This window comes from Planktothricoides raciborskii GIHE-MW2, assembly GCF_040564635.1.
Lineage (GTDB): Bacteria > Cyanobacteriota > Cyanobacteriia > Cyanobacteriales > Laspinemataceae > Planktothricoides > Planktothricoides raciborskii.
The window spans coordinates 6,172,456-6,198,308 of the sequence record NZ_CP159837.1; the positions used below are offsets into that span (position 1 = coordinate 6,172,456).

General features: G+C 41.3%; 25 protein-coding genes. 15 read left to right on the forward strand and 10 right to left on the reverse strand.

From position 1 onward, the window contains the following. Positions 1 to 30: 30 nt before the first annotated feature. Entirely contained in the window at positions 31 to 585 is a 555-nt protein-coding gene (locus tag ABWT76_RS26325; protein WP_054467289.1) for a CDP-archaeol synthase, read from the reverse strand. A gap of 266 nt (positions 586 to 851) precedes the next feature. Here ABWT76_RS26325 and ABWT76_RS26330 point away from each other — a divergent pair, with 266 nt between their 5' ends. Together ABWT76_RS26330 and ABWT76_RS26335 are read left to right on the forward strand one after the other, a co-directional pair. Further along, entirely contained in the window at positions 852 to 2,366 is a 1,515-nt protein-coding gene (locus ABWT76_RS26330) for a diacylglycerol kinase family protein (protein WP_156331847.1), read from the forward strand. 387 nt (positions 2,367 to 2,753) lie between these two features. After that, the gene (locus tag ABWT76_RS26335; RefSeq protein WP_054467292.1) at positions 2,754 to 4,304 is read left to right on the forward strand and encodes a M48 family metallopeptidase; all 1,551 of its coding nucleotides are present in this window, start codon (positions 2,754 to 2,756) and stop codon (positions 4,302 to 4,304) included. Between the two features lie 1,189 nt (positions 4,305 to 5,493). Here the strand turns inward: ABWT76_RS26335 and rppB are convergent. The 3 genes from rppB to ABWT76_RS26350 form a co-directional block, all read right to left on the reverse strand. Continuing rightward, positions 5,494 to 6,879, reverse strand: a complete 1,386-nt coding sequence (gene rppB / locus ABWT76_RS26340; protein ID WP_322096566.1) for a two-component system sensor histidine kinase RppB — start codon at positions 6,877 to 6,879, stop codon at positions 5,494 to 5,496. A 162-nt stretch (positions 6,880 to 7,041) separates the two neighbouring features. Beyond that, positions 7,042 to 7,734 carry a two-component system response regulator RppA gene (rppA, locus tag ABWT76_RS26345; RefSeq protein WP_054467297.1) on the reverse strand — a complete coding sequence of 231 codons (693 nt, stop codon included), beginning with the start codon at positions 7,732 to 7,734 and terminating at the stop codon, positions 7,042 to 7,044. Between the two features lie 145 nt (positions 7,735 to 7,879). Further along, a complete protein-coding gene (locus ABWT76_RS26350; RefSeq protein WP_054467299.1) occupies positions 7,880 to 8,434 on the reverse strand; it encodes a hypothetical protein in 555 nt (184 codons plus the stop codon). Between the two features lie 464 nt (positions 8,435 to 8,898). Between ABWT76_RS26350 and ABWT76_RS26355 the strand changes: the two genes are divergently transcribed. Together ABWT76_RS26355 and ABWT76_RS26360 are read left to right on the forward strand one after the other, a co-directional pair. Beyond that, a complete protein-coding gene (locus ABWT76_RS26355) occupies positions 8,899 to 9,465 on the forward strand; it encodes a phycobiliprotein lyase (protein WP_082348917.1) in 567 nt (188 codons plus the stop codon). A 16-nt stretch (positions 9,466 to 9,481) separates the two neighbouring features. After that, a complete protein-coding gene (locus ABWT76_RS26360; protein WP_190879401.1) occupies positions 9,482 to 10,699 on the forward strand; it encodes an extracellular solute-binding protein in 1,218 nt (405 codons plus the stop codon). Between the two features lie 97 nt (positions 10,700 to 10,796). On the opposite strand, the gene ABWT76_RS26365 is transcribed toward ABWT76_RS26360, so the two are convergent. After that, positions 10,797 to 11,276: a hypothetical protein gene (locus tag ABWT76_RS26365; protein WP_054467303.1), complete on the reverse strand. Its 480-nt coding sequence runs from the start codon at positions 11,274 to 11,276 to the stop codon at positions 10,797 to 10,799. Positions 11,277 to 11,650: 374 nt separating this feature from the next. On the opposite strand from ABWT76_RS26365, the gene ABWT76_RS26370 reads away from it, so the two are divergent. From ABWT76_RS26370 to ABWT76_RS26385, 4 genes are all read left to right on the forward strand, one after another. Then, a complete protein-coding gene (locus tag ABWT76_RS26370; RefSeq protein ID WP_054467305.1) occupies positions 11,651 to 12,220 on the forward strand; it encodes a sigma-70 family RNA polymerase sigma factor in 570 nt (189 codons plus the stop codon). Then, on the forward strand, positions 12,217 to 12,567 hold the full coding sequence (locus tag ABWT76_RS26375) for a hypothetical protein (protein WP_054467307.1): 351 nt from the start codon (positions 12,217 to 12,219) through the stop codon (positions 12,565 to 12,567). Before ABWT76_RS26370 ends, ABWT76_RS26375 begins: the two co-directional genes overlap by 4 nt. A gap of 197 nt (positions 12,568 to 12,764) precedes the next feature. Next, the gene (locus ABWT76_RS26380; RefSeq protein ID WP_190879399.1) at positions 12,765 to 13,340 is read left to right on the forward strand and encodes a Spy/CpxP family protein refolding chaperone; all 576 of its coding nucleotides are present in this window, start codon (positions 12,765 to 12,767) and stop codon (positions 13,338 to 13,340) included. Between the two features lie 224 nt (positions 13,341 to 13,564). Next, positions 13,565 to 14,044, forward strand: a complete 480-nt coding sequence (locus ABWT76_RS26385) for a helix-turn-helix domain-containing protein (RefSeq protein ID WP_054467311.1) — start codon at positions 13,565 to 13,567, stop codon at positions 14,042 to 14,044. Positions 14,045 to 14,370: 326 nt separating this feature from the next. On the opposite strand, the gene ABWT76_RS26390 is transcribed toward ABWT76_RS26385, so the two are convergent. Further along, positions 14,371 to 14,547 carry a ribbon-helix-helix protein, CopG family gene (locus ABWT76_RS26390; RefSeq protein WP_156331849.1) on the reverse strand — a complete coding sequence of 59 codons (177 nt, stop codon included), beginning with the start codon at positions 14,545 to 14,547 and terminating at the stop codon, positions 14,371 to 14,373. A gap of 1,227 nt (positions 14,548 to 15,774) precedes the next feature. On the opposite strand from ABWT76_RS26390, the gene ABWT76_RS26395 reads away from it, so the two are divergent. The 7 genes from ABWT76_RS26395 (at position 15,775) to ABWT76_RS26425 (ending at position 23,674) form a co-directional block, all read left to right on the forward strand. Then, complete coding sequence (locus ABWT76_RS26395) at positions 15,775 to 18,861, forward strand: OmpA family protein (protein ID WP_054467313.1); 3,087 nt, start codon at positions 15,775 to 15,777, stop codon at positions 18,859 to 18,861. Between the two features lie 269 nt (positions 18,862 to 19,130). Next, complete coding sequence (locus ABWT76_RS26400; protein WP_156331850.1) at positions 19,131 to 19,361, forward strand: hypothetical protein; 231 nt, start codon at positions 19,131 to 19,133, stop codon at positions 19,359 to 19,361. Between the two features lie 229 nt (positions 19,362 to 19,590). Continuing rightward, entirely contained in the window at positions 19,591 to 19,860 is a 270-nt protein-coding gene (locus ABWT76_RS26405; RefSeq protein ID WP_054467317.1) for a hypothetical protein, read from the forward strand. Between the two features lie 442 nt (positions 19,861 to 20,302). After that, on the forward strand, positions 20,303 to 21,052 hold the full coding sequence (locus tag ABWT76_RS26410; RefSeq protein WP_054467319.1) for an ATP-binding protein: 750 nt from the start codon (positions 20,303 to 20,305) through the stop codon (positions 21,050 to 21,052). A 38-nt stretch (positions 21,053 to 21,090) separates the two neighbouring features. Continuing rightward, positions 21,091 to 21,459, forward strand: a complete 369-nt coding sequence (locus tag ABWT76_RS26415; RefSeq protein ID WP_054467321.1) for a response regulator — start codon at positions 21,091 to 21,093, stop codon at positions 21,457 to 21,459. Positions 21,460 to 21,653: 194 nt separating this feature from the next. Then, positions 21,654 to 22,187 carry a Rab family GTPase gene (locus ABWT76_RS26420; RefSeq protein ID WP_156331852.1) on the forward strand — a complete coding sequence of 178 codons (534 nt, stop codon included), beginning with the start codon at positions 21,654 to 21,656 and terminating at the stop codon, positions 22,185 to 22,187. After that, entirely contained in the window at positions 22,184 to 23,674 is a 1,491-nt protein-coding gene (locus ABWT76_RS26425; RefSeq protein WP_190879397.1) for an ATP-binding protein, read from the forward strand. The genes ABWT76_RS26420 and ABWT76_RS26425 overlap by 4 nt, the downstream gene beginning before the upstream one ends. 9 nt (positions 23,675 to 23,683) lie before the next feature. On the opposite strand, the gene ABWT76_RS26430 is transcribed toward ABWT76_RS26425, so the two are convergent. The 4 genes from ABWT76_RS26430 to ABWT76_RS26445 form a co-directional block, all read right to left on the reverse strand. Then, a complete protein-coding gene (locus tag ABWT76_RS26430; protein WP_231636836.1) occupies positions 23,684 to 24,445 on the reverse strand; it encodes a Uma2 family endonuclease in 762 nt (253 codons plus the stop codon). Positions 24,446 to 24,565: 120 nt separating this feature from the next. Next, a complete protein-coding gene (locus tag ABWT76_RS26435) occupies positions 24,566 to 25,210 on the reverse strand; it encodes a uridine kinase (RefSeq protein ID WP_054467327.1) in 645 nt (214 codons plus the stop codon). Positions 25,211 to 25,429: 219 nt separating this feature from the next. Beyond that, positions 25,430 to 25,564, reverse strand: a complete 135-nt coding sequence (locus ABWT76_RS26440; RefSeq protein ID WP_255353214.1) for a type II toxin-antitoxin system VapC family toxin — start codon at positions 25,562 to 25,564, stop codon at positions 25,430 to 25,432. A gap of 4 nt (positions 25,565 to 25,568) precedes the next feature. Beyond that, positions 25,569 to 25,829, reverse strand: coding sequence for a hypothetical protein (locus ABWT76_RS26445; RefSeq protein WP_054467329.1), 261 nt, complete (start codon positions 25,827 to 25,829; stop codon positions 25,569 to 25,571). Positions 25,830 to 25,853: the final 24 nt, after the last annotated feature.

Genomic DNA, 25,853 nt, shown 5'->3' on the forward strand with positions numbered 1-25,853 from the left:
GATTAACGGCTAATTTACTGATTGATGACTCTATTTTAAGCCCAATTTTTTTCTAATCCAAGTAGCGGTCATAAATAATAGGGGGGTGACAAGCAATCCCGTAAGAATCATATGTCCCGGAAATTGAAAGTAAAAATACCATAAAAGTAAGGTGCCATAAGGGGAATCCGTATGATCCACAAAATAAAATAGCAGACTACTTTCATCCCCAGGGGGAATTCCTAAGCGACGTTTGATAAAAGAATTGGGTAATTCAGATAAGTTAAACACTAATCCAACCAGTAACCCATACTCTAACCAGTTAAAAGATGCCAAAGATATCCAATTAGGCAGAGGGTCTTTGATGAGCAAAGGTTCTAATATTTGGCATAATAAGACGCTGACCGCATTGGTTAAGGGAAGACTGACTAAGCCGCGCCATTTTTTGTTTGCTCCAAATAATGACTGGTTAATGGGAAAGTTTAACGGTTCAAATAGTGGAGTTTTCCAGAGGAATGCTTCGATTATTCCCGCGATAAATAATGGACAAATTAGCCAGAGTATATTGGATGTATCCTGAAAAAATACTTGTAAAATCGGGGGCATAGTGGTAAAATATAGAGTGAGCGAAATTTCTCAATTTATTATAGCGCATTTTCAGTGAAATCAAATAGGAAACAGGGAATAGAAAAATGTTGGTTGGGCATGGCCGACCTGTTTAAGTAGCAAGCATTGGCCACCCTAGCCAAAAATATATCGCCAATATATCGCCAATATATCGCCAAATTTATCTGATTAAGTTAATCATATAAATATTGCATCATTTATATGATGTATTAACTAATAATATTGCAGAAAAAAAGCAGAAAAAAATGCAGGAAAAAATTACGGAAAGAATGCAGGAAAAAATCCAGGAAAGAATATTTAGCGATTGCCTCTGGTTTATAGATAGCCCAAAACCGTTGGCGGAAAATACCCCTGATTATCCTTTAGGGTATTTAACGGAAAATTACTTGATATTTTTCCAGAATAGCCAAGAAAGCTATTTAAGCTTAGACGATGTAGTTGGGGTATCTATATGCGATAGATTAGAAAATATTGAGGAAGCATTTTTTCAAGTTAAAGCTTATCATTTGGTAGAATTATCAGCAGTTTTGGGTTTGGGAAAAAAACGCCAACGCCGGTTAAAAACTTATGAATTTGCTTGTCCCAATACTGAGGTGCGATCGCGCTGGATAGTGGCGATTCAAAACCTGATTCGAGGTTTACCGATTGACAACCAAAATCCGGCAGTTAATCAGCGGTTACAGATATTTTTAAATCCGACAAGTGGCAAAAAACAAAGCCGGATAATTTTCCAGCAAATTAGTCCATTATTAGACAATAGTCATCTGGAATATACCTTAACAGAAACCACCCGTACTGGTCAAATTCAAGACACCTTAAGTGAAATTAATCTCTCAGAAATTGATGGGATTATCATCGTCGGGGGTGATGGCAGCATCCATGAAGCAATCAATGGATTAATGAATCGTTCTGATTGGCAAACAGCAATCCTCAAACCCATTGGCATTATTCCAACGGGAACGGGGAATGGGTTAGCTAAAACTTTATTAGAAATTTCCGGTGAACCGGACGATCCCTTAAGTGCGGCTTTTCTGATTGCCAAAGGAATTACCCAAGGAAAATATCGCCCTTTGGATCTTGCTAAAACTCAACAATCTGGCCAAATATTTTATAGTTTTCTTTCTCTTGGTTGGGGAATTATTAGTGATGTAGATATTGAATCAGAAAAATTAAGGTTTTTAGGCAGTCTCAGAACCGATATTTATGCCCTGATGCGAATTGCGACATTGCGTCATTATCCAGGAAAATTTGCTTATTTACCCGCTTATTTACCAGAAACAGAGGCGATTACGCGTAGCGGATCCCTTACGGGAGTCGCCTCTCTCATGGGTGAATACCAAAGTGAATGTCAAACCTTTAAAAAATGTCCAAATTGTCTGGCAGCAGATAAACAAATACCGCCAACAAAGCAGCAAGATTGGCAAGTGATGCAAGATGACTTTGTATTAATTTGGGCGATGAATATTAGTCATGCTACCCAAAATATCAAAGCGGCACCTCACGCCCATTTATCTGATGGGATGATGGATATTATTATAGTCCGCCGGGGAATTTCTAAGTTAAACTTACTCTTAGCTTTCTTAAAAGCTGCCCAGGGAAAGCATCTCTCGTTACCGGGAATCGAATTTTATAAAGTACGGGGTTTTCGCTTAGAACCCTTAACCCCCCAGGGTATTTTAACGGTGGATGGGGAGCAAGTCGAGTATTTACCAATAGAAATGGAGGTAAAAAGAGGATTAGCCAGAGTGATTTGTGCGTGAAAAATGCGATCGGCTATCAGTCTTGGGCGTTAAATATCGGCACCAAATATCGGCCTTTCATATTCAGAATAAAGCTGAAAGCTAAACCCTGAAGGCTGACCTCTGAAAGCTGACCTCTGAAAGCTGACCTCTGAAAGCTGACCTCTGAAAGCTGACCTCTGAAAGCTGACCTTTGAAAGCTGACGCTGTATTCTCAGGAACTTGTTGACCGGGTAAATGGATCTAGACACTTAAGAAACCGGCAAGGGATTGAACTTCTAGGGTATTGTTCACAGGGTATATATAGATCGGATGTCTGGGGTGCGAACTACTCATTTAACTCTAATCACTCTAAATCCTGCCCTAGAAAACGCTTTTGACCACTTCGGAAATAAGGAGACAAGCAAAATGAAAAAACTGCGAAAATTCCGCTGGGTGGCGCTAGGATTAGCTGTATTTCTCAGCGTCAACTTGTTGAATTTTGGCTTCCCCCTGGGGGTTCAGTCAAAATTACCGCCTACCACCAACCAAACCCCCAGCCAAACTCCCGGTTTTGTTTGGCAAAACAGCAACCTCCCCAGTCTTGAGGAGGTTTTCCAACTCGCCCAAAACTCGGATAGCAACCAATTACAAAGATTAGCGGAAGGCGATCGCCTCTTTCGAGAAGGAAATGTCTCTGGGGCAGAACGAATTTATCGCGAAGTTAAACCCCCTTACTCCTCAAATGTTGGCAGAAACGATCTGCCTGAACCTGTCTATGATGCCGAACAACTGGGAGGAGCAGCGCGAGTTTATTGGCGCGAAGCCCAAGCGGGATTTGAACAAAAAATGCAAAGCCGACTGTTTATTGCCCTAGAACAGTTAGTAGAAGACTATCCGCAATTTATCCCCGGTCATTTATTATTAGTAGATGCTTTGAGACAATACGATCGCCTCTTCTTGGCGATCGCCGCCCTAGAAAGGGCCACCAACCTCTATCCCAATGAACCGTCATTAATTGCTGCCGAAATCAAAGCCTTAGCCGAGGATAAACAATGGCTAGAAGCCTCAATTTCTGCGCGGCAATTTGCCCTACTCTTTCCCGAACACGAAAAGGCGGGAGAATTCACCAAAATTGCCGATGAATATTTGAAAAAATATCAAGGAGGGATGAAGCGGAGATTAATCGGTCAAGCGATTCTCAGTGGCGCGATTAATATTGGCGATTACCTCCTAACCGGCAATGCCGCTGGCGGCATTCCCACCCTGCAATTAACCATGCTCTTATTGCAAGGCGAATCTTCCTTTGGCAAACAATTTTCTGAAGCTTACAAACAAGAGTATAGAAGCCAAGGGATGTTAGTTGAAGACCCACAAATTTTAGAATATGTAGACCGATTAGGTCAGCAAGTCGCCAGCTTAATGGGTCGCGATGAATTTGAATATGAATTTAATGTGATTGCCGATGATTCCCTCAATGCTTTTGCCATGCCCGGAGGTAAAATATTTATTCATACGGGGGCATTAATGCAACTGAAATCCGAAGCAGAATTAATGGGATTAATCGGCCATGAAGTCGGCCACGCGGTACTATCCCACGGCTATCAGCGCATTGCTAAAGGGACATTATTATCCAATTTAAACCGTGTTTTACCCTTAGGAGATGTGATTGCTGAACTGTTAAATCGGGCTTATTCTCGTCAGAATGAACGGCAATCAGATATTTTAGGAACGCGAGTTTTAGCGGGTACAAAATATGCTGCCGATGGCGTCAGAAATGTGATGGTCAGACTTGATAAACTTTACGGAGATAAAGCCCCACCGCCGTGGTTATCGACTCACCCACCCTCCGCAGAACGGGTGCGATATTTAGAGGAAATGATTGTGGAAAATAGTTATAACCCTTATGGTTATGAAGGGGTGGACGAACTAGCCGCAATTCAAGCCCGAATCAAAGAAATCGTCCCGCAAAAGAGTTAGAATTATTCGTTATTTGTTATTTGTTATTTGTTATTTGTTGTTAGCATATTAACCTAAATAACAAATAACAAATAGGCAACAAAATAACCAAAATTAAATTAGCAGAAATTTGGCCAAAAGTTTCCGGATGTGAAAGGTAGGATGCGGGAAATAGGAATGGTAGATGCACCCTGATTGACGCTTCCCGGCTTGCGAGTCAAGCTGGGATTTTTTTTCTCTGATAGAGAATAGATAAAGAATAGATGCGGGAAAGAAGACGCTTCCCTTAAATTAGCAGAAATTTAGCAGAAATTTGGCCAAAAGTTTCCGGATGTGAAAGGTAGGATGCGAGAAATAGGAATGGTAGATGCACCCTGATGTACGCTTCCCGGCTTGCGAGTCAAGCTGGGATTTTTTTTCTCTGATAGAGAATAGATAAAGAATAGATGCGGGAAAGAAGACGCTTCCCTTAAATTAGCAGAAATTTAGCAGAAATTTGGCCAAAAGTTTCCGGATGTGAAAGGTAGGATGCGGGAAATAGGAATGGTAGATGCACCCTGATTGACGCTTCCCGGCTTGCGAGTCAAGCTGGGATTTTTTTTCTCTGATAGAGAATAGATAAAGAATAGATGCGGGAAAGAAGACGCTTCCCTTAAATTAGCAGAAATTTAGCAGAAATTTGGCCAAAAGTTTCCGGATGTGAAAAGTAGGATGCGGGAAATAGGAATGGTAGATGCACCCTGATTGACGCTTCCCGGCTTGCGAGTCAAGCTGGGATTTTTTTTCTCTGATAGAGAATAGATAAAGAATAGATGCGGGAAAGAAGACGCTTTCCTTAAATTAGCAGAAATTTAGCATAAATTTGGCCAAAAGTTTCCGGATGTTAAAGGTAGGATGCGGGAAATAGGAATGGTAGATGCACCCTGATTTACGCTTCCCGGCTTGCGAGTCAAGCTGGGTTTTTTTTCTCTGATAGAGAATATAGGCGGTTTAAACCGCTGGCTTAAATTTAACATAAATTTGCTGATTTTTTCCGGATTAATCGTGACTTCTTGTGGAAAAAAAAATGGTAGATGCACCCTGATTGACATTTCCCGGCTTGCGAGTCAAGCTGGGATTTTTTTCTTTGCTGAATATTTATTGCTTATTGCTTATTTGTTTTTGGGTATTTGCTCTGGATAAGCCATAATAAATCACGAATCACAAAGCCCTAAGTTTTTGATGTTTTGAGTTTATTGGTAAATTGGGATGGACTTTTTGTTAGAGGTAATCTAATGGTAAAAATGCTGCCTTTTCCCAGTTCACTTTGGAGGTGGATTTGGCCGTTATGGTTTTTGACGATCGCCTCAGCAATGGCTAATCCTAAACCAGCGCCTCCGGTGGTTCGAGAGCGATCGCTGTTCACCCGATAAAACCGATTAAAGATTCGGGTTTGGTCTTCGGGACTGATGCCAATTCCCGTATCTTTAATATGAATCATCGCGTCATTAGCAGCACTCTCTAAAATTAGGTTAACTTCACCCCCCGCATTGCTATATTGAATGGCGTTACTGACTAAATTCATCACGAGACGATAGAGTTGGTCTTCATAGCCAAGCAGGGTTAAAGGTTGATAACTATTAATATGTTTGTTAAGAGTAATATTGGCGGCGATCGCTAAAGCGGCGAGTTCTTCTTGAACATCACTAATAATATCATTTAAACAACAGACATTTGGCTCTTGGGGCATAATTTGCCGATCCATGCGCGATAACCAAAGTAAGTCTTTCACCAGTTGATACAGACGGTGATTTTGCCGTTGAATACTGTGTAAAGTTTCTCTAATTTCGCTTTGATTTAATTGGGGCATTCTTAAAGTAGATTCTACGGTAGCGCGGATAGCCGCCAGGGGGGTGCGTAGTTCATGGGCAGCATCGCCAGTAAACTGTTGGATTTGCTGATAAGATTGATAAATGGGTTGCATGGCTAATCCGGCTAACCACCAACTGGCAAATCCAACTAATAATAAGGCGATGGGCAATCCCACAATTAAAATCAGCTTGACCGCCGCTAAATAATGTTCCCATTCAGCCAGCGATCGCCCCAGTTGTAAATATCCCCAATCCCGATAATCTTGGGTATGCAAGGTGACAGAAATTTGATGGTAACGAGTGCCATTAGTATCAACAACTGTTTGCCAAGTTTTTTGGGGTGATTTGCTGGATAAACCAGGAGGATGAATGCCTGCTAAGGCCACTAAATTACCGGATAAATCGAGTAAGCGAAGGTAATAGTGTCCTTGGGCGATCGCACCGAGGACATGACTATTGGGGTTTCTCGGTTCCGTGGCACATTTTTCGGTGACGATACATAAATCCGGCAAAAATCGCCGTAATTCAGGGGCTAAAATCCCCGGTTCTTCTAATAAGGTTTCCAGGCTATCATGGATGGTTCCAGCCACCGATTCTAATTCCCGATCTAAGGTGACTTGGTGAGCATGGGCGATCGCTTCATAAACCCCGACTCCACAAATACTTAAAATCACCCCCATGACTCCCGCATACCAGCAAGCTAGTCGCGATCGAGTCTTTTGAAAAAGCTGATTTTGTTGCATCATTTGTGATTGGTTATTTGTTGTTTGTTGTTGGGTAGGGATTCTTTGGTTATTGGTTGTTTGTTGTTTGTTGTTTGTTATTGGTTGTTTGTTGTTTGTTGTTTGAATCAGCCCCAATCACGAATAACTATTAACTATTAACTATTGACTATTAGTTAATAGCTATTAATTATTAACCATTAACCGATATCCCAACCCATAAACCGTTTCAATAATTAAGTCAGATTGATGTTCAGAAAGCTTGCGTCTGAGGAGGCGAATTTGTGCCGCTACCACATTACTTTCTGGTTCCGCATCAAATTCCCAAAGTTGATTGAAAATTTGGTCGCGGGTGACAATTTGGTTGGGATGACGCATAAAATATTCTAGCAGTTGAAATTCTTTATTAGTTAGGGCGATCGCGGCTATTTCCCCGCTATTATTCTGCTGATATAAGTAGCGAGTGCCATAATCTAATCTGCTATTTTTGAAATGAAGTTGCGGGGGTTGAACTTGGGGCGATCGCCGCTGTAAAGCTCGCAACCGGGCTAACAATTCTCCCATACCAAATGGCTTGACCAAGTAATCATCAGCCCCCGCATCCAACCCCGCAACTTTATCCGCTTGAGTATCTTTGGCGGTGAGCATAATCACCGGCAAAGGATTCTTTTTTTGCCGCAAACGCTTACATAATTCTAAACCAGATAATCCGGGCAGTAACCAATCAAAAATTGCCAAGGTATATTGAGTACCACTCTCTAGATAGTCCCAGGCATCTTGACCATTTTCTACCCAGTCTACAATATAGGCTTCTTGGGTTAATGTGCGTTTAATCGCTGCCCCTAAATCAGGCTCATCTTCTACTAACAAAAGTCTCATCGCTGTCGATTTGATTGGGTTGTTTTTTCTCCTAATAGATGTTATCCTAAATTTTGATAAATGGGTAGCAATCTAAAAATGCCATTGACGCGATCGCCTGTTTCAGACCGTGGGAATAAAACCAGTAATTTCTAATCTCTAATTCTTAAGCGTGGATTCTTTTGGCCACAAGCTGTTCCTCTAATGCGGCAATCCGATTATAGGCAGCAGTGAGTTGTGCGGTGAGTCGCTGAATTTGGATATCGGGGGTAATCTCGGTTTGCTCCCCTTCAACCATATCCTCTAGGTCATTGTCATTGCCCAAAATATCTTGATGAATTAGGGAGCGATCGAACATTTCGCTAGTGGGATAGCAAACTTCATCATCCAGATATAACAGTGAGCGATCCATCGGTGACGATAGATCCAAATCTTTTAACGATGATTCAAGGCTTGTGCCATTGGTCGGAGAATTGGCCGCAGAATTTTGACCCTGTAGCCTGGGTTGCCAACTTGCCCGATCTGAGTAAAAATTCTGAGATTCTCGACGAGAATCGATGATTTCTCCATTGGCATAGTAGTCGGAAATTCTGGCATCAAACGGAGACCCTTCAACGGAGTGGTTATTTGTCCAGCCATTTTTAGTACCGATAAGCGCGATTTTCCGATTAAGCTGCTCGATCATTTGATAAAGAATATCGACTTTATGAATTAATGTCATTATCTGGCTTTCTACAGAACCCATACCAGACCCCCATGATTATAAAAAAATCTTCTAATCAATCTTAAGTAATAATTTGGTCAAATTTGGATTATTTCTACATTTATTTAATATTTATTGCGAAAATGTTGATTTTCTTTAAAAAAATATGTCACGCAACAATCCTTAACATTGGGGCTAACAATCTGCCACAGGGTTGATTTATTTCCAGAATTAGGACTGAGGCAATTTTTGGCATTTCACTCGGAGATGTAGGGACAATTGATGAATTGCCTCTATAGCAAGCAGGTCGTTGTATCAGACTCACCTGTAATTTAGGACAGGACTCGGCGAAGTCCCTACCCATTTCACGGAATCGTCAGTAAAATATGAAGTTATATTAAGAAAGGTAACAAAATTGACATCTTTTCTGGATGAGCCGTTGTTACCCTGTCCATAATCGATTAAAGTTAGGGGTTTACCTAATGACGTTATTGCCACAACTTACTCAACCAAGCAGTTCTCAGACTCATGGTCAGACCAGCAGTGATTTGATTCGAGCATTTTTCCAGTTTAGTGAGGGAAAATGGCGCTCAGAACGGCGGTATTACACCCTACCGGAAGGGCCGACGGAAGAACTGGTGAGTATTGTCACGGTTGAGTTTCTCGAACCCGGTCATGTTTCTTTGTTAGAGTTGGGGTCTTTGCATCAGTTGTCTTTGGCAGAATGTGAAGCCCTCTGTGGGAGTAAGGTCTACTGGGAAAGTACCGATTCCAGGAACGGGAAGAAAAAGTCGGCGGGTTCTACGGTGTTTGGGGCGTTGAATAGTATTTTGTACCGCGATCGCGGTTTTGCCACCTTGAATCCGGTTACGGCGAAATTTTACCTGCCCAACCCGGAAACATTGTGTCTGCGAACAGAGTACAATGGGTCAGTCTTTGAAGAAGAAATTAAACATATTGGCCAGCAGTACCGCACCAGGCAATCGATTATGTCCCGTGCCGGTGAACAAATTATGATTGGTCAGTATCTAGAAAAACGTATCCAATAAACATTTCCCGTAAACATTGAAGCGACGATCTTTTATTCTCGGTGCCGGAGTCCTGACTTTGGGACAATTATTAGCCGCTTGTGGGGGTGAGAAAAAATCCACCCTCCAAGTTCGTTTGTTGCAAAATTCCATTCCGGCAGTGGTGTTGAATCAGTACCGTAAACAAATTCAAAATCAGGTGGTGTTGGATTTTGTTCCCGTTGCCCAGTTGCAAGATATTTTTTCTCAGCTTCAAACTTGGCAGCAAACTCCGACTACTGAAACCAGTCAACGGTTTAACTTGCCGTTTTTGGGTAGACGAAAACCAGATGGGGTGATTTCTGATTTGGTGACTTTGGGCGATTATTGGTTAGCTTCGGCGATCGCCCAAGAACTGATTCAACCGTTGGATACTCAGAAACTCAAGCAGTGGCAACAATTACCCCTCCGTTGGCAAGCTTTGGTGCAACGCGATCGCCAGGGCAACCTCGACCCGAATGGGGCAGTCTGGGGCGCCCCTTATCGCTGGGGCAGTACCGTGATCGTCTATCGGCTGGATAAATTAAAACATTTTGATTGGTTGCCAACGGATTGGAGTGATTTATGGCGTCCAGAATTGCGCGATCGCCTTTCCCTGCTTGACCAACCCAGAGAAATCATTGGTTTAACCTTAAAAAAACTCGGTCATTCCTACAACACCGCAGATTTAACCAAAGTTCCTCAACTCAAAGAAGAACTACAAAATTTACACAAACTCGTTAAATTCTACAGTTCCGATACCTATCTACAACCCTTAATTCTAGGGGATACCTGGGTGGCGGTGGGTTGGTCTACAGATATCTTGCCTATGCTGCAACGGTATTCTAATCTAGGGGCGGTGATTCCGGCTTCGGGGACTGCGTTGTGGGCTGATTTGTGGGTGCGACCGGCAGCCAAAAAAGAGACAAATAAAGACACCAATCAAGACAGAAATTCACCCAACAAATCAAAATCTGATGACCTTCTTTCTCAATGGATTGACTTTTGCTGGGAACGGGCGATCGTGGAGCAAATCTCTTTGAGAACGAAAGCCGTTTCGCCTATGTTGAATCAAAATCAACCCAACTTACCCAAAGGATTACAAAATAATTCCCTGTTAAATGCCCTGTTATTGCCAGAAGCGGATATTTTAGAAAAATCTGAATTTATGCAACCGCTGCCCCCAGAAGTTACCCAAAAGTATCAAGATTTATGGGTGGAAATTCGGCGATCGTAGGTCAAAAAAGAAATAAAAGAAACCGGGTTTCGGCGATTTTGTCACCCAGCCAAAAATTAAGAAACCCCGGTTTCTGGAACCTCTGACCCTCCTGGCTTCAATCCTCAAGGGTTTCCAGGGTGCTGGGGTCTTCTGGAATTGGCATAATAAAGCGATTATTGGCACGAACAAAACAATTACCATTAATACTATCCACCGGAATCCAAGGTTTGCCTCGGTAATCCAAAAGCACAATTTGATTGGCCATATTTCCAGTGACCGCTTGTAAACGTTGTCCGGTTTTAAAAACGGTTAAAACTGACCATTGAGTAATGTCATGGCGGTTATTTTCTTGTAACGGGGCAGGAACGTCTATGCTATCGAGATAGACTCCCTGAAATTGGCGAGGCATCCGACAATTTAACCCCTTGGGATCGCGATCGCTTACTTGCCAATTCACCTGCCGATTTCCCCGTCTTTGGGGAAAAATATAATCACCGTCGGCATTAGTAGAAGGAACTGCCCAAACAGGCGGACAGACCAAAGCCGTACTCGCAAGCATAAACAATAAATTTTTAAAATTTTTCAGTAGTTTCATAATGATAAAATCTCCAATTCTAAAGCGTTAGTCCAGTAGTGTTAGTCCAGTAGGGTTAGTCCAGTAGTGTTAGTCCAGTAACCCAGGAAATTCCGTATTCCTAAGAGTTAGTATTTTGTGAGTATTTTGTATTTCTCAGGATATCCCCTGGGAGTTTACGATCAAAAAAAATTTGGCGTGATGCGGGTCAGATCGTCATCCAGTGGAGTCATGGACTTACTTGAGGATGGCGTTTTCAGTATATTTTTCAGTATAACTCTGCGGGTAGAGATTGCGTGATTTCAGAGATTTCAGAAATATTGAACCTTTTTTTCTGCCTTTTGGTCTAAATCCACAGTAATCAGACCACAGTAAGGGAGAAACCAGAGGTGTTGATGGTTTCAGTGGATGTTAACCAAAATGAGGGGTCAGACGCGGATCTGGTGCAGCGTTGTTTAAAGGGCGATCGCCAAACTTTTCGAGTCTTGTACCAGCGCTATCAGCATAAAGTCAGATCCACGCTTTACCAGTTGTGTGGTACATCAGTGCTGGATGATTTGATGCAAGATGTGTTTTTGCGAGCCTGGAAAGGACTGCCTAAGCTGAAAAATCCGCAGCATTTTTCCACCTGGTTGTATCGAATTACTTGGAATGTGGCTACGGATCGGCGACAGCAATTTGCCAAACAACGTTCTGAACAGGAAACTCTGAATAATCACGCTGAATCCACAACCTCAGACCCTTCTGATTTGATGCATTTACATTATCAAGATTTAGTCAAAAGAGGGTTGGCTGAATTGAGTTTTGACCATCGCACGATTCTGGTGTTACACGACCTAGAAGATTTGCCGCAAAAGCAGATTGCCGAAATTTTAGCGGTGCCGGTAGGAACGGTGAAGTCTCGCTTATTTCATGCGCGGGCTGCCATGCGTAAATTTTTAGAAAAACAGGGGGTTCAATTATGAATAAGTTGCCAAACAATGACCCAAAGCTGGTGGAGTTTCTCCGCCAAAATCGTCCAGATTTGCCACCAGAAAATCTGGATTTGGAAGCACAGATTATGGCGGCGGTGGCGGCAACTTCCCTGTCAGAATCGGTGCAAAATTCTCCGGTGATTCCGTTCCGGCGACGGAGTTTCTGGCTGATGCCGCCGGCGATCGCGGCTGGTTTACTGATGGCTTGGGGAACCAGTCGCCTGTTCACCCCGCCACCCCAGACGACCACCGATCTCGCGAGTTTAGAGGTTTTTATTGAAAATACTTGGGATGGGGTTTTGGACAAGGATAGCCAAGATTGGTATTTAGATTTTTAACTAGGGTATTTGATTCAGATTGATTCAATTTGAACCTTTTTCAAAGCTGGCGAGTCTAAAAGCTCAAAAATTATCCGAATATGGGAAAAATTTCATTTGAACCTTTTTTAAAGTTAACTGATCTAAAGGATCAGGAATTATCCCGCAGGATGAATTCATCAATTCACTGATTTACTTAATTGTTTGAAGAGGATAGTATGATGTTCTTAAGTCGTTTTTCTAGTTTGGCTATTCTGATGGTGGCGCTGAGTGGGACAGCAGCGATCGCGGCTCCTGAATCTTTGCCTTACGATCAGTTTGAGCAAATGATTGCCCAAGGCCCTGGAGGTGGGGGTCGCGGCCTGGGGAATGGCCCAGGGAGAGGGGGCGATCGCTGGATTTCTGAGTTGAATTTGACCGCTGACCAACAACAACAAATTGAGCAAATTCGTCAATCATCTCAGGGTGAATTTGATCGGTTAGATGAGCAGATGCGTCAAGCGCACGAGCAAATGCGTCAGTTGATGAGTTCTAATGCGTCTGATAGTCAACTGCGAAATCAACATCGGCAAATGCAAGAGTTACATCAGCAAATGGGGAATTTGCGATTTGAACAGATGTTAAAAATTCGCAACGTTTTGACCGAAGCCCAACGACGGCAAATCGGTGAAAATATGCAGGGACGTTGGCAAGATGATGAGGATGGCGGTGGTCGCGGTCAAGGTCGCGGTCAAGGTCAGGGTCGCGGTCAAGGTCAGGGTCGCGGTCAGGGTCGCGGTCAATCTGTAAAATAGTCACGAATTTTAAGTGATTCACCCATTCGGGGATCTCTTGGGATAAAATAATCAATTGTGGGATCGGTGTTTAGCTTGTCCCACAATTTTTATGGGTTGGCGATCGCGCTGCTTTCTTTCGGTATCCGGCGATCTTGGTGCCGCCGAATCGCTGATTAAGAAAAGCAATTCACTTTAAATTTGCAAAAATATAGTATATTAATCTTAGCGTTGAGATTGATTGTATGCCCGGAGTCCTAAAACTCAAAATCACAGAAAGTGGTGAACAGCTTAAAACCCTGCTCTCCAAACAGACAACTGCCCGGGGTCGGGAACGAGTCCAAGCACTGTATCTGTTAAAAATTGGCCAAGTAAGAACACTCAAAGAACTGGCGATTTTATTAGGGCGAGATACTGCTACCCTTTATCGATGGTTCCAACGGTATAAAGAAGATGGTCTTGAGGGAATCCTTGAGGTAAAAAAAGGCCAAGGACGAAAACCCGCAATTCCCGCAGATGTGATGCAAAAATTAAAGCAGCACCTGGATCAACAGGAAACATTTAAGAGCTACGGGGAAGTAAAAACTTGGTTAAAACGTGAATTTGGGGTTGATGCTTCTTATAAAGTTGTCCATGAAGCGGTGCGCTATAAACTGAAATGTAAACTGAAGCGGTCACGCCAAAAAAAACATTATACAGGGAAAGGAAAAAATCAGTCTGTTTAAATGCGATCGCCGCCTTGAAAAATCAGGGATTAATGGTGACATATCAGGTATCGTCCGTTAGCCGGTGGCGATTGCCGCTGCTCTGCTGACATGGGTAATTTATTGGTAGCGATCGCTTCCCTATTTCTTCTCTATTTTTTCAATATTTTCGGTTTTATTATTGTCTTTTGTGATGCCAGCCATTAGACCGATTATTAGCCAGAGATAAAATCGAAAAAAATAAAAAATGAATTTATTCGCCAAATTTATTGGCCAATTGATAATTGTGGCAATATCTCTGAGTAAAATAGTTTTTTAAAATTATTTAAAACATAAAAATTAAGCCATTACTGAGATGACTCACTATCTGAGGCGGATTTTATTTTTATTTTACGAATCATTTCCCTGACCACATCGGTTTTTGTCCGTTTGGTTGCCTGACAATAGGCTTCGAGTTTTTCCAGTTCTAGTTCCGGCAGACGAATAGTGAGCACTCTGTCTGATAAGCGTTTTTTAGGTGACATAATCTGTGAAGTGGTAGTACAATTCTATTGTGTTTCTATTCTATTATATCCCGATTATATGTCGATCGCTATCTGAGGTCGTCGCCCCCTGAAGCGATGTCATGGAAGTAAAATCAACAGGAATCTTGCGATCGCTGACTTAATTTCGACACCAGCGATCCCAGAATCCCGATCCAGGTGATAGATCCGGCTGAGGCGATGGATCTTGGTCAGATCAACCATCATGGGCGATCGTAGTCAGCCGATGAATTTTGTAGCCAGTTTAACCAAATAACTTTTGCGGTCTTCTCCTACCCTTTAAACCAAATTGCTCAAGCGATCAACAAATCTTCTTGCTGTGGCATGGCGATCGGTAATTTACTCAAACCAGAGAGGAATTTAATAATTTTTTTATCAATTATTAATGATTTTTCCATAAAATCCGCCAAACAATTAATCATTTGCCGATTGGGGACGTGGAAAGGCTTTTAATAAAAGCCGATCGGCCTAAGATTATAGCAATCCTCGACTAGAATCAACATTTAATTGAGAATCATGTTTAAATCTTGCCGTATTCCGCTGTAATTCAGCTTATTTAATTAATTTAATTGATTTAATTGCCAGCATCCCCGGAAATTCCAATTTGTTGTAAATTAACCAGTGGATGCGAAAAAAGTAGAAAAAAGTCTATTTATTTGCCAGAGATGGTCAGGCGATCGCCTAGACATTCGCCTAAACTTTCCCGGTAATTCGACAAAATTTGACCATTGTTGATCTCAGACAAAGAGAGAATCTTTAAAAAAAGCCCTTCTAGATCATCCCGCAGAGGGTGGCAGGATTGAATCACCGGGTTTTTGCTCGTGACCCAATCTAGGGTAAAATTGGGAAAAAACCGAGGGGCGCCGATGACTATACCAAGACTCTGGATTTTTTGCTGCTAGTCCTCTGAATCGACATTTCCAGGGATTGCTCAGGCGGTCTTTTTTCAACTAAAATTAGATATTCATTGATTCAGAGGGGTTGGCAGCGCCAAAAACCCAATCATCTCGATGGCGGTGAATTGAAGCCTTGCTTAAACTTCCATTCTCTCCGGTAGATTTCGGATATGTACCGGAGGTAAAAATGGTTAATGATTTCGCGAATGTTTGTGGATTTTTCAGGAGAGTCAAGTTACGGTGGCAAAACCATGACTTGAATTCTGAAAAATCATCGACCAATTCCCTCCCACACTCCATGAGAATGTAGCTGATGACTTTATTAGAACAAATCAACAGGGCGCTCGAACAACTAGAATCCTCAGAAAATGTTTTAGATAGTAATTCCTCTGAAGCATCTTCTGAGCAAATTCAGCAGTTAATAACTCTATTATGTGATGTAGAAAATTCAACAGACCCGGATAATAAAAATCCGCTTAACCCGCTTAACTCAACTCAGGAGATTCATCATCTCACCAATTTGCTCTTGCAAGAATTAGAAAGTTGTAGCGATGGTAACTTAGATGAATCTCGGCGCACATATGAGATTGATCGCTTGCTGGCTCGCCTTTTTAATTTGCTTAAATATTCTGAAAATGGCAACTTTTACTCCTCAGAAGCGGTGCCGAATTACCTCGAAAATTCCTTGGATTCAATTTCTTATTCCGAGGAAGTTGTCGGTGATTTAAGCCCAGAGAATTATCCTGATTATTCCGAGGATCACTTTAGGCAGATTTCCGCATTTTTGCAGGGTCTGCAAGGGTCTAAACCGAAAAAAAAACCCTCGGCGGTTTCCGGAATCACCGATACAGATCCATTGGCAGCAGCAGAATTTCCAGGGATGAATCAACCCCTGATGAATGTGATGAATCAGCTAGAAAAACCTAGTGAATTAGAGTCAGAACCTGAGTTACAATCAGACATTATATTAGAGTCAGAAGAGTCAGAGGAGTCAGAACCGGAACCAGAGCGATCGCCTCAAGTGGAAGCAGAATCACTCCCAGAACCGGATATAGAAGAAGTGGCTCGTTCCCTGGATTTTTTGCGTCAACTGATGTTTACGGAGAAACCACCCCAGACCACTCCAGTAAAAGAGGTTAATCCTGAAAAGACTTCAGCCCAACCCGCAGACTCACTGCCGAATTCACCATTAAAAAATCAAGCTTTATCGGATCTATCCGAGCCAAAAGTTGAAATTGATGTTGAAATTGATGTTGAAATTGATTCAGACAATCAACGGTCAAAGGCTCCAGAATCGATCGCAGATCGGGTTGATTTTTCGGCTCAACTAAGTCAAGAATATCCCGTTGATTTGTCGGCTCAACTAAGTCAAGGGGAATCTTTAAATTCTGAGGGGAGCAATCAGGAGCAGCCTGCGGATTTTGTGGCGGTAGAAGTTTTAGAGCCTTTAAATCAGTCACCACAAACAAAGCCAACGTCAGAGTTGGAAATCCTGCAAAATCTTTTGGTGAATCCAGAAGTTGACCCCCTGCGAAAATTTAATCAACAATTGGATCAAAAACTTTCGCACATTGATCGGCAGATTCATAATCCCGAAAATTTGATTAATTTGCTGATGCCGGTGATTGCCGAACTCTTAAGTCTGAAAGTAGAAGAATCCAAAGAGGATATTTCGCGAGCGATCGCGCCAGTTATTGACCAAGCGATTCAAGAACGATCGCTGCAAGATAAAAGCGCCATGAGTGCGGTTTTAGCCACGTTGATTCCCGAAGCCATTTCTTACCAAATTAAACAAGCCCCAGAAGATATTGCCAAGGCGATCGCCCCAGAAATTGCTCCGGCAATTCGAGAGCAAATAAAGCTAGATCGAGCGGCGATCGCCAACGTCCTTGCTCCCCAAATGGGAGACGCGATTAAAGAGCAAATTAAACTAGAACAAGAAGCAATGGTAGATGCACTTTATCCGGTGATTGGTTCTACCGTTGCTAGATATATTGCTGAAGCCATTAAGGATATTAATGAAAAGATTGCTAAAGCCCTCAGCGGCCAAACAATTCGCCGGAAAATCCAAGCAAAACTTCAGGGAGTTTCTGAAGGAGAGCTAATTTTTAAAGAGGCGATCGCTTCCCGCGTACAAGGAGTATTTTTAATTCACAAACAGTCGGGGTTAATTATTTCCGAAGCCCAACCGCCAGAACATCAACTAGAGTCAGAAATGGTTGCTGGTATGCTCACGGCAATTCGCAGCTTTGTCAATGACTGCATTGTTCAGACCGGAGAAGTTGCGGAGTTAAATGATATTGAATATGGTTTATCCACGATTAAACTAGAAGTGGCGGGCTATTGCTATATAGCCGTATTAATCAAAGGAGATCATCCCCCCAAGCAATTGGTGTATCAAATCAGAAAAACTCTCAGCAAAATTGTTCTCTATTATAGTAAAGTAGTTCAGGAATTTGACGGCGATACCGACAGCGTACCCCAAAAAATTCATCAAATGCTGGATGATTTAATCGCCATTAGTCAAATCAAAAAACACCAAAATCTACCTTTACTGCAACTTTTCCTCATCGCCATTGCCGGATTAATTTTCCTGTCTTTGGGCTGGAACTTTTATCAAAATTTTCAAGGGCGGCAGCAGGAAAACCAAGTATTAAATGCTTTGGATGCCGACCCAGAGTTAAAGATTTATCCTTGGACGGTTCAAGTAGACCAAGATACAGTCACAGTCCGAGGTAAAGTGCCAAATCCAATGCTGCGTTATCAAGCAGAAAAAATTGTGAAAAATGCGGTGCCAAATTTGAAGTTAAATAATCAAATTATCGCCCCAGAAAAATCCTCTCTGCACAAGTTGGTTGAAGATGAAGTCAATCGAGTGGCGGAAACCCTCAATAAAATGGCGGGGATTTCAATTACGGTGAAATATGTTGAGGGAAAAGTCACCGTAGACGGAACGGTGATTGAGGCAACGGATAGCCAAACCATCGCCCAAGCTTTTGGCAACATTCCTGGAGTGACTTCCGTGGTTAGTTCCGTACAACTGCAACCTTTAAGGATTGATACGCGGATTTACTTTGAACAAAATTCTAGTAAAATTAAACCAGAAGATGTGAATACGAAACTGGTTGAGGTTCAAAGGTTTTTGACTCAATATCCCCAAGTCCATTTAAATCTCGTTGGTCACAGCGATCGCACAGGTCAACCCTCCCGCAATCAGCGTTTAGCACTGAATCGTGCTGAAAGCGTTCAAAAAGCCTTGATATCAATGGGGATCGCCCCTGGAAGGCTAAACATTTCCGCCAACCCAGCACCCCCCATCGATGTAACTCAAGACCAACCGGAATGGCAGCAGCGATGTGTGATTTTTTACCCAATTATCTCGCCTGCCTATCGACCATAGTCCCTGAGTTTTTCCGAGACCTCACAGTAATTTTTTCTTGAACAAATCTTTGATTGTTGAGCGTATTGTTGAGCGTCAAGACCTCCAGGTAAAATGCTGAGAATATACCGCCGATATCCTCTATTTTCCAGGTTTTGTTTCCAGGTTTTGTTTCCAGGTTTTGTTCCTCTGATGATCCGATAAGTTCTGATTCCTTCTCCCTAAACCTTATTTGGCTGAAACATTTAATTAAAAAACTGATCCAACCCCGTCATTTAGAATATCTAAAAGTGAATGAGTCATTACAAATTTTAGATATGTCGATTGGGGTAAAATCTTTTGCGGACGATCCCGATCCGGATGAAGTAAAAATCGGCAATGATATTCGCTTAGGCTTTCCAGAATTGTTTTGCCTTGAAGAAATTCTTCAACAAGTGATCGAAGAAAGACAAGATAATTTTGAACTAAAGGGGATTACTCGATTTGACGATCCGCAGCAACCTTTATATATTGATTTATGATCGCCTATCCCGATGATGATTTACCTGTTAACCGATTAATAATTTTAGTTTAAAATCCGACCGATACTATCCTGATGTATCAAAAATTAGTTAAATAAAATAACGAAAATAATTGATTTTTTAATAAAAAAACTAAATATTATAATATAGTTTAAATTAATTAATAATTTAATTAAAAAATTAATTTAACTTGAATTATTTGAATTTATTTAAATAGCAAAATGGCAAATTGATTCATAAATTAATTTTTTTATTGAGTGCCAATGAAAATATTTTACCTAAAATTAAGCCTAATCAGGAATCGCTGAATCAGAATATTTTTCAAGACAAAGAATTTATTAGCCAAACTAAAGAAGGCAAAGAGATTGTTTTATCATTTTCTTGCTCATGGATGAAAATAACTGCCCACGATCCTCCTGAATTTGTTTATATAGGTCGAGATATCACCGATCAAAAACAGGCAGATCAAGCTTTTATGCCAAGGGAGAAGCCGAGTTAGCCGCCCAAATTAAAACTAATTTTTTGGCCAATATGAGCCATAAAATTAGGACGCCAATGAATCCAATTTTTGCGATGACATAACTGTTATTAATGACTCCATTGACACCGGATCAGCGTGATTTTGCCAAAATAACCTAGCGAATCAGTCTTAGGGTTGATTAATGAAATTTTATATCTGGCCAAAGAAGCCGGTCAAATTAATTTGTAGCAGGTAAATTTTGATTTATCTATTTGCTTGTAAAATCTTTTATAATTGTTAGCTATATATAACCGCAGATAAAAAACTATGAATCAATTTTTGTCTTCCTAATCAGATCCCTATCTCTGTGGATAAAGCGATTTGAACAAATTTTAATTAATTTAATTTGTAATCCTATTAATTTTACTCAAAAATGCGAAATATTCAGGTAAAAATGCAATAAAAAAATGACAATAGCGTCGTGATTTATTTGGTTGTCAGTGATACGGTTATTGGCATTCTGCCAACGGATATTGGCAAAATATTTAAGCCTTTTTCTCAGTTATATGGCAGCACCACTCGCCAATATGGGGGGACGGGTTTGGGTCTAGCGATTTGCAAACAATTAGTCACCCTCATGGGAGAAAAAATTGGGCTGAACAGTCAGGTGGGACGCGGATCTGACTTTTGGTTAACCCTTCCTTTTGCCAAACAGACATATTCTCAAGTTCCGGTAAAAATTGCTTCGCCTTTCAAAGGAATTCATCTCTTAGTGATAGATGACAATATCAATCATTGTTATATGATTCGCAATTCCCTCAGCGATTGGCAAGTGAAAATTACTGAAGCGAATAGCGCCGAAGCAGCCTGGAACTTTTTGCAAAACTATTCTCATAGTTCCCCAGAAAAGTTGTATGATTTGATCTTAATTGATGCGGAAATTTCTGGGGTAGATGGAGTCGCATTCGGCAAGACCATTAAAGAAACCCCCCGGTTGGCTTCAATTCCGCTAATTTTGATGCGATCGACTCAGCAGCAGGAACTGGCCAGACAATGCCTGGATCTAGGTTTTTTCGCCGATTCAGTCAAGCGGGTGAAAGCTTCTCGATTGTTTGATTTGATCGTCGAGGCTTTAGAAACTCCTGTAGTTAAAGAGATCGATAGATTGATTCCCCTGATTTCTCAAGATTTACAGGTCTACAAACCGACAAAGTTGAAGGTCAGCGATTAAAAATTTTACTTGCTGAAGATAATGTGGTAAATTAGAAAGTGGCGTTGAAGCTGCTGGAAAATTTGGGATATACTGCCGATGTGGTGACAAATGGCGCAGAAGTGATTCAGCGTTTGCAACAGATGCCTTATGATGTGGTACTAATGGATTGCCAAATGCCTGTCCTAGATAAATATCAGGCCAACCAAGAGATCCGCCGTCGCTGGACTGCCGATCGCCTAGAAGCCACTCAAATCATCCGTCGTCCTGTGGTGATTGCCATGACCGCTAACGCCGTGAGTCACCATGAGCAGCTATGTCTTGATGCCGGGATGGACGATTATATTAGTAAACCTGTAGGTTTGGAACAACTTCGCGCTATACTCACCCATTGGTCGCAAAAGCTTTTTCAGCAATCATTTTCCTAAGCGGAAAATTTTTGCCCAGCGCGAACGGGTCTCATAATTTGGATGAGCTATTTCTATGGCGATTTAAATGACGATCTCAGGATGACTCAAGACCAGGGATGATATATAAAAGGGGCATATACCAGGGGCAATGCGATCGCTAAATTCCAAAATTACCGTGCTGTTAAAGCATCAGATTTGTTCACTTCTTTGTTATATTTATGATTTCTAAAAAAATTTGCCTGGTTGGTGACTTCAATGTGGGTAAAACCAGTTTAATTCGTCGGTTTGTCGATCGCCAATTTAGCGATCAATATCTCTCTACGGTCGGGGTGAAAATTTCTCGCAAAAATGTAGACTTAGAGGAAGTAGGCGGGAAAAAAAATGTCCAGGTACAATTGCTGATTTGGGACTTAGAAGGTAGTACCAAGTTTAAGGCGATCGCCCCGACTTATTTGCAAGGATCCAAAGGCGTGATTATTGTGGCGGATCTGACTCGTTCAGAAACGATTGAGCATATTCAAGATCATATTAAGTTATTTTTGTCTATGAACCCGAAAGGGCAAATTATCGTCGCTTTGAATAAGTCTGATTTACTTGATGAAGTCAAAATTGCCAAAATGATGGCTAGTTATCAACTGGACTCGGAAAAAATCAGCGCTATCTATAATACTTCAGCCAAAACCGGGAAAAATGTTGATGAAATTTTTCAGACTTTGACTGCGAAAATTATGGAGACATCAGAATGAACCATTTATTCGGAAAAATATTAGGCGTACAAAGTTTAGAATTTATTGAAATAGATCGTAAATTCAATATTTTAGACCATTCTCCTGGGATTAACCGATTTGCGGAACATCCCGGTGAGGTGCAAGTCGGACAGGATAGCCGGATTTACTTTCCAGAGTTGATTGGACTTGAAGATATTTTGTCAACTTTGTTCGCGGGGCATCAAGAACAACTGGAACTCATGGCTATTTGCCGAGAAACTGCCAGCGGGGAACCTTTGTATTTCAACTTTTATGCGATTCCGAAAACAGATGAATTGATCGAAAATTATCATTTGGTGATTTTTTTCCAAGATGTCACCCAACAAAGTGTCTTAGAAAGGAAATATGTTCAAATTACCAACGATCTGACCTTAGTCAATCGAAATTTATCGGTTTATAAAAATTACCTTCAATATATTATCAAGTACATGGCAGATGCCTTGTTTGTCACCAATGCTTCGGGAATTATTGAAGAGTGTAATCACGCCGCCCAAAACTTATTAGAAATCAGTGAAGATAGGCTCATCGATCAACCTATTTACCAATTCTTTAAAGACGTTAAATTATTGCCCGTTCAAAATTATTTTCCTGAACTATTAACCATTCAAACTATTAATAATTTGGAGGTTAGTTATAAGAAACCATCCGGGTTAAATTTAACCGTCTTATTTAATTGTTCATTGATTAAAATCGACAATGAAAATAAATTTGTATATATAGGTAGAGATATCACTGAACGAAAACGGCTGGAAAAAGAAATGGAAATCGCCTTGCCGAAAGAACGAGAACTCAACGAACTGAAATCTAACTTTCTGTCAATGACTTCCCATGAGTTTAGAAACCCACTGACAGTGATTCTCTCAGCGGCAGAATTGTTGCAGTTTAATCTCCAAAACGTTTCAGAACCTAAAACTTCAAAGTATATTGAGCAAATTCATAAATCCGTAGAAAATTTATTGGAACTGTTAGATAATTTGCTGATTTTAGGCAAAGCCGATTCAAATAAGTTAGTCGTGCAAAGAAAACTAATTAATCTGGCTGATTTTTGTGATGATTTATTAGAAAATCTAGAGTTAAGCAGTCCCATCAGAAGAATTTCTCTAGTGAATCAATGTGAAGATAATCTTTGGCCAATCGATGAAAAGTTATTGGAGCATATTTTGAATAATTTATTGTCAAATGCCCTGAAATATTCCCCAAATCAAACCCCGGTTTATTTGAGATTATACCCAGAAGATAATGCGGTCTGTTTGGAAGTCGAAGATCAAGGTATTGGCATTCCTTTAGAAGATCAGAAGCATTTATTTGAGTTGTTTCATCGCGGCAAAAATGTGGGCAAGATTCCCGGAAATGGCCTGGGACTGGCAATTGTGAAAAAATCTGTGGATATCTATGGCGGCAGTTTCACGGTTTCTAGTCAAGAAGGGGTGGGCACAATTGTTAAAGTGAATTTGCCTTTGACATAAGGGTCAGGGTCACGATCGCTCGATCGCCCGATCGCCTGTTTCGGCTTCCGGTTCAGGGGTGTCAGCTTGGGGGCTGAGGTTTAGGGTGGCGTAAATTTCCCCCAGGGGCGCATCAATGGCAAGGCTTTCGATCTGGGCGATCGCCTCTAAGCCTTGATAGGTTTGTAGCAACCAGAGATTATTTTCCATCCGGTGAAATATTTCGACTAAATATTCTTGAGAACTGACCAGAATATAGTCTTGTAAGCTGGGAATTGTCCGATAATACTGGAATTTTTTCCCCCGATCGAAAGATTCGGTGGATTCTGATAAAACTTCTATGATGACTTTGGGCGATTCCACATAAGCACGGCTGGGATCGTCGTGAGGATCGCAGGTGACAATTAAATCGGGATAGAAAAAGCATTTTCCCTGGGCAATGTTCACTTTGAGATCCGCAAAGTAGGTGCGACAGGATGTACTTTTAAGGTAGCTGCGTAACAACACATAAAGGTTGCCACTGATAATATTATGGATACCTCCGGTGCCAGCCATTGCGTACATTTCGCCATCGATATATTCATATTTGATGGGGCTATGGCGTTCGCGATCGAGGTATTCTTCTGGGCTGATGTAGTCGGAGGATCTTACGGCAATCATGGCAGTTTCTATGGCGGTTTTAATCAGTGGTATAAGTCTATTATAGCATGAAGCAATTTCAACCGCGATCGCCCCTAAATTTTCCCCTCTATTCTCATCGCCACTTTCACCCAGAAAAGTTTTATTTCTCATATGTCATTCCCGCGAATGCGGGAATCTATAAGTATTTTCTGCTATTTAGTCATGTGTCATTACCGCGAATGCGGGAATCTATCAGTATTTTCTGCTAATTTAGATAAATTATTTTTCCACTTATTCGATCAAAAAGATATCGTCGCAATCGTTATCAATAATTGCCGTAGCCGCTTGTTTGGGGTTGTCTCGTTTTAGGTGAATTTTTTGGGCGGGAAAGTAGATGGTTTGATAAGCATGAATTGTTGCTTCGGGAGATAATCCTTCTTGCGATCGCGGAATAGCTCTGTTTAAGGCAGTTTCCCAGCTACATTCCACCCAAAAAGACAGGTCATAATAGGATTGAAACTCTTTTTTTAATAAAAATATTCCTTCTAAGATAATGATATTAATATCGGCAAATTCGTAGTGATGCGGGCGATATTTTCTGGCGGTTTCTTCGGCATAATCCATTTCCAGGGAAATTGAGCGAAACTGGCGGAGTGGGAAGACTAATTTAGTGAATAATTCATCAAAGCGAATAGCATGATGATAAAAATGTTCTGCGGGGTTGTTCTGGCTAAATCGCTGGTTGGGTAAATTCAGCCAGCCATCAATATTAATACTGGCTACTCGGAGATTTCTTTGTCGTAGCATACTGACAATTTTTTCCGCTAAATAGCCTTTTCCCGATGCATCAATTCCAGATATTGCTACTAACATCGCTGACTGGTTAGAAAGGAATGAACCCTGAGAAGCGATCGCATCTATAATCGGCAAAATCATATAGTTATACCATTGATAATTTGGGTTGCGAAAAAGAAACCGGGTTTCTGAACCTCACAGTTAACCCCAAGAAACCTCAAGAAACCGGGTTTCTGTGGTGCTAATGTAGGGGCGAATGGCCATTCGCCCCTACGGTTGTTTTAACAAAAGAAACCCGGTTTCTGAACCTCACAGTTAACCTCAAATGCCGTGATATTTTCTGATTTTTTCTCGGACTTATCAGCCATATAAAGCAATATAGGTAATAATGCTAATGGCAATTGTGTCATTCTCACGAGTATTTAAAGCATTAATTACTTGAATGTTGCCATTGATAATATAGCTACAGTGATTGGTATCTAGTAAATAAGACATGATATTAAAACTGGGTTTCTGAGCGAGTTTCGTAAACGAAATTAAGGCACTCTTCCAAGTCATCCCCCTGCCAAGTACCGGCGAATTTTAGTAAATCTTTGGCGGTTTTACCTCTTTTTAGCGGGGGCAATTTTCGCAAGGAAGATGCTTTATTTGGTTCGGTTGCTTCTAGGGAGTCGAGAAACTCACTCACGAGGGCAAGTCTTTCCGGTGAGAGGTGATTCACTTGGCTGGTGATTTTTTGGCGTAATTCAGTTGTATTCATGGTTTGGTTAAGTAAGTTAATTTA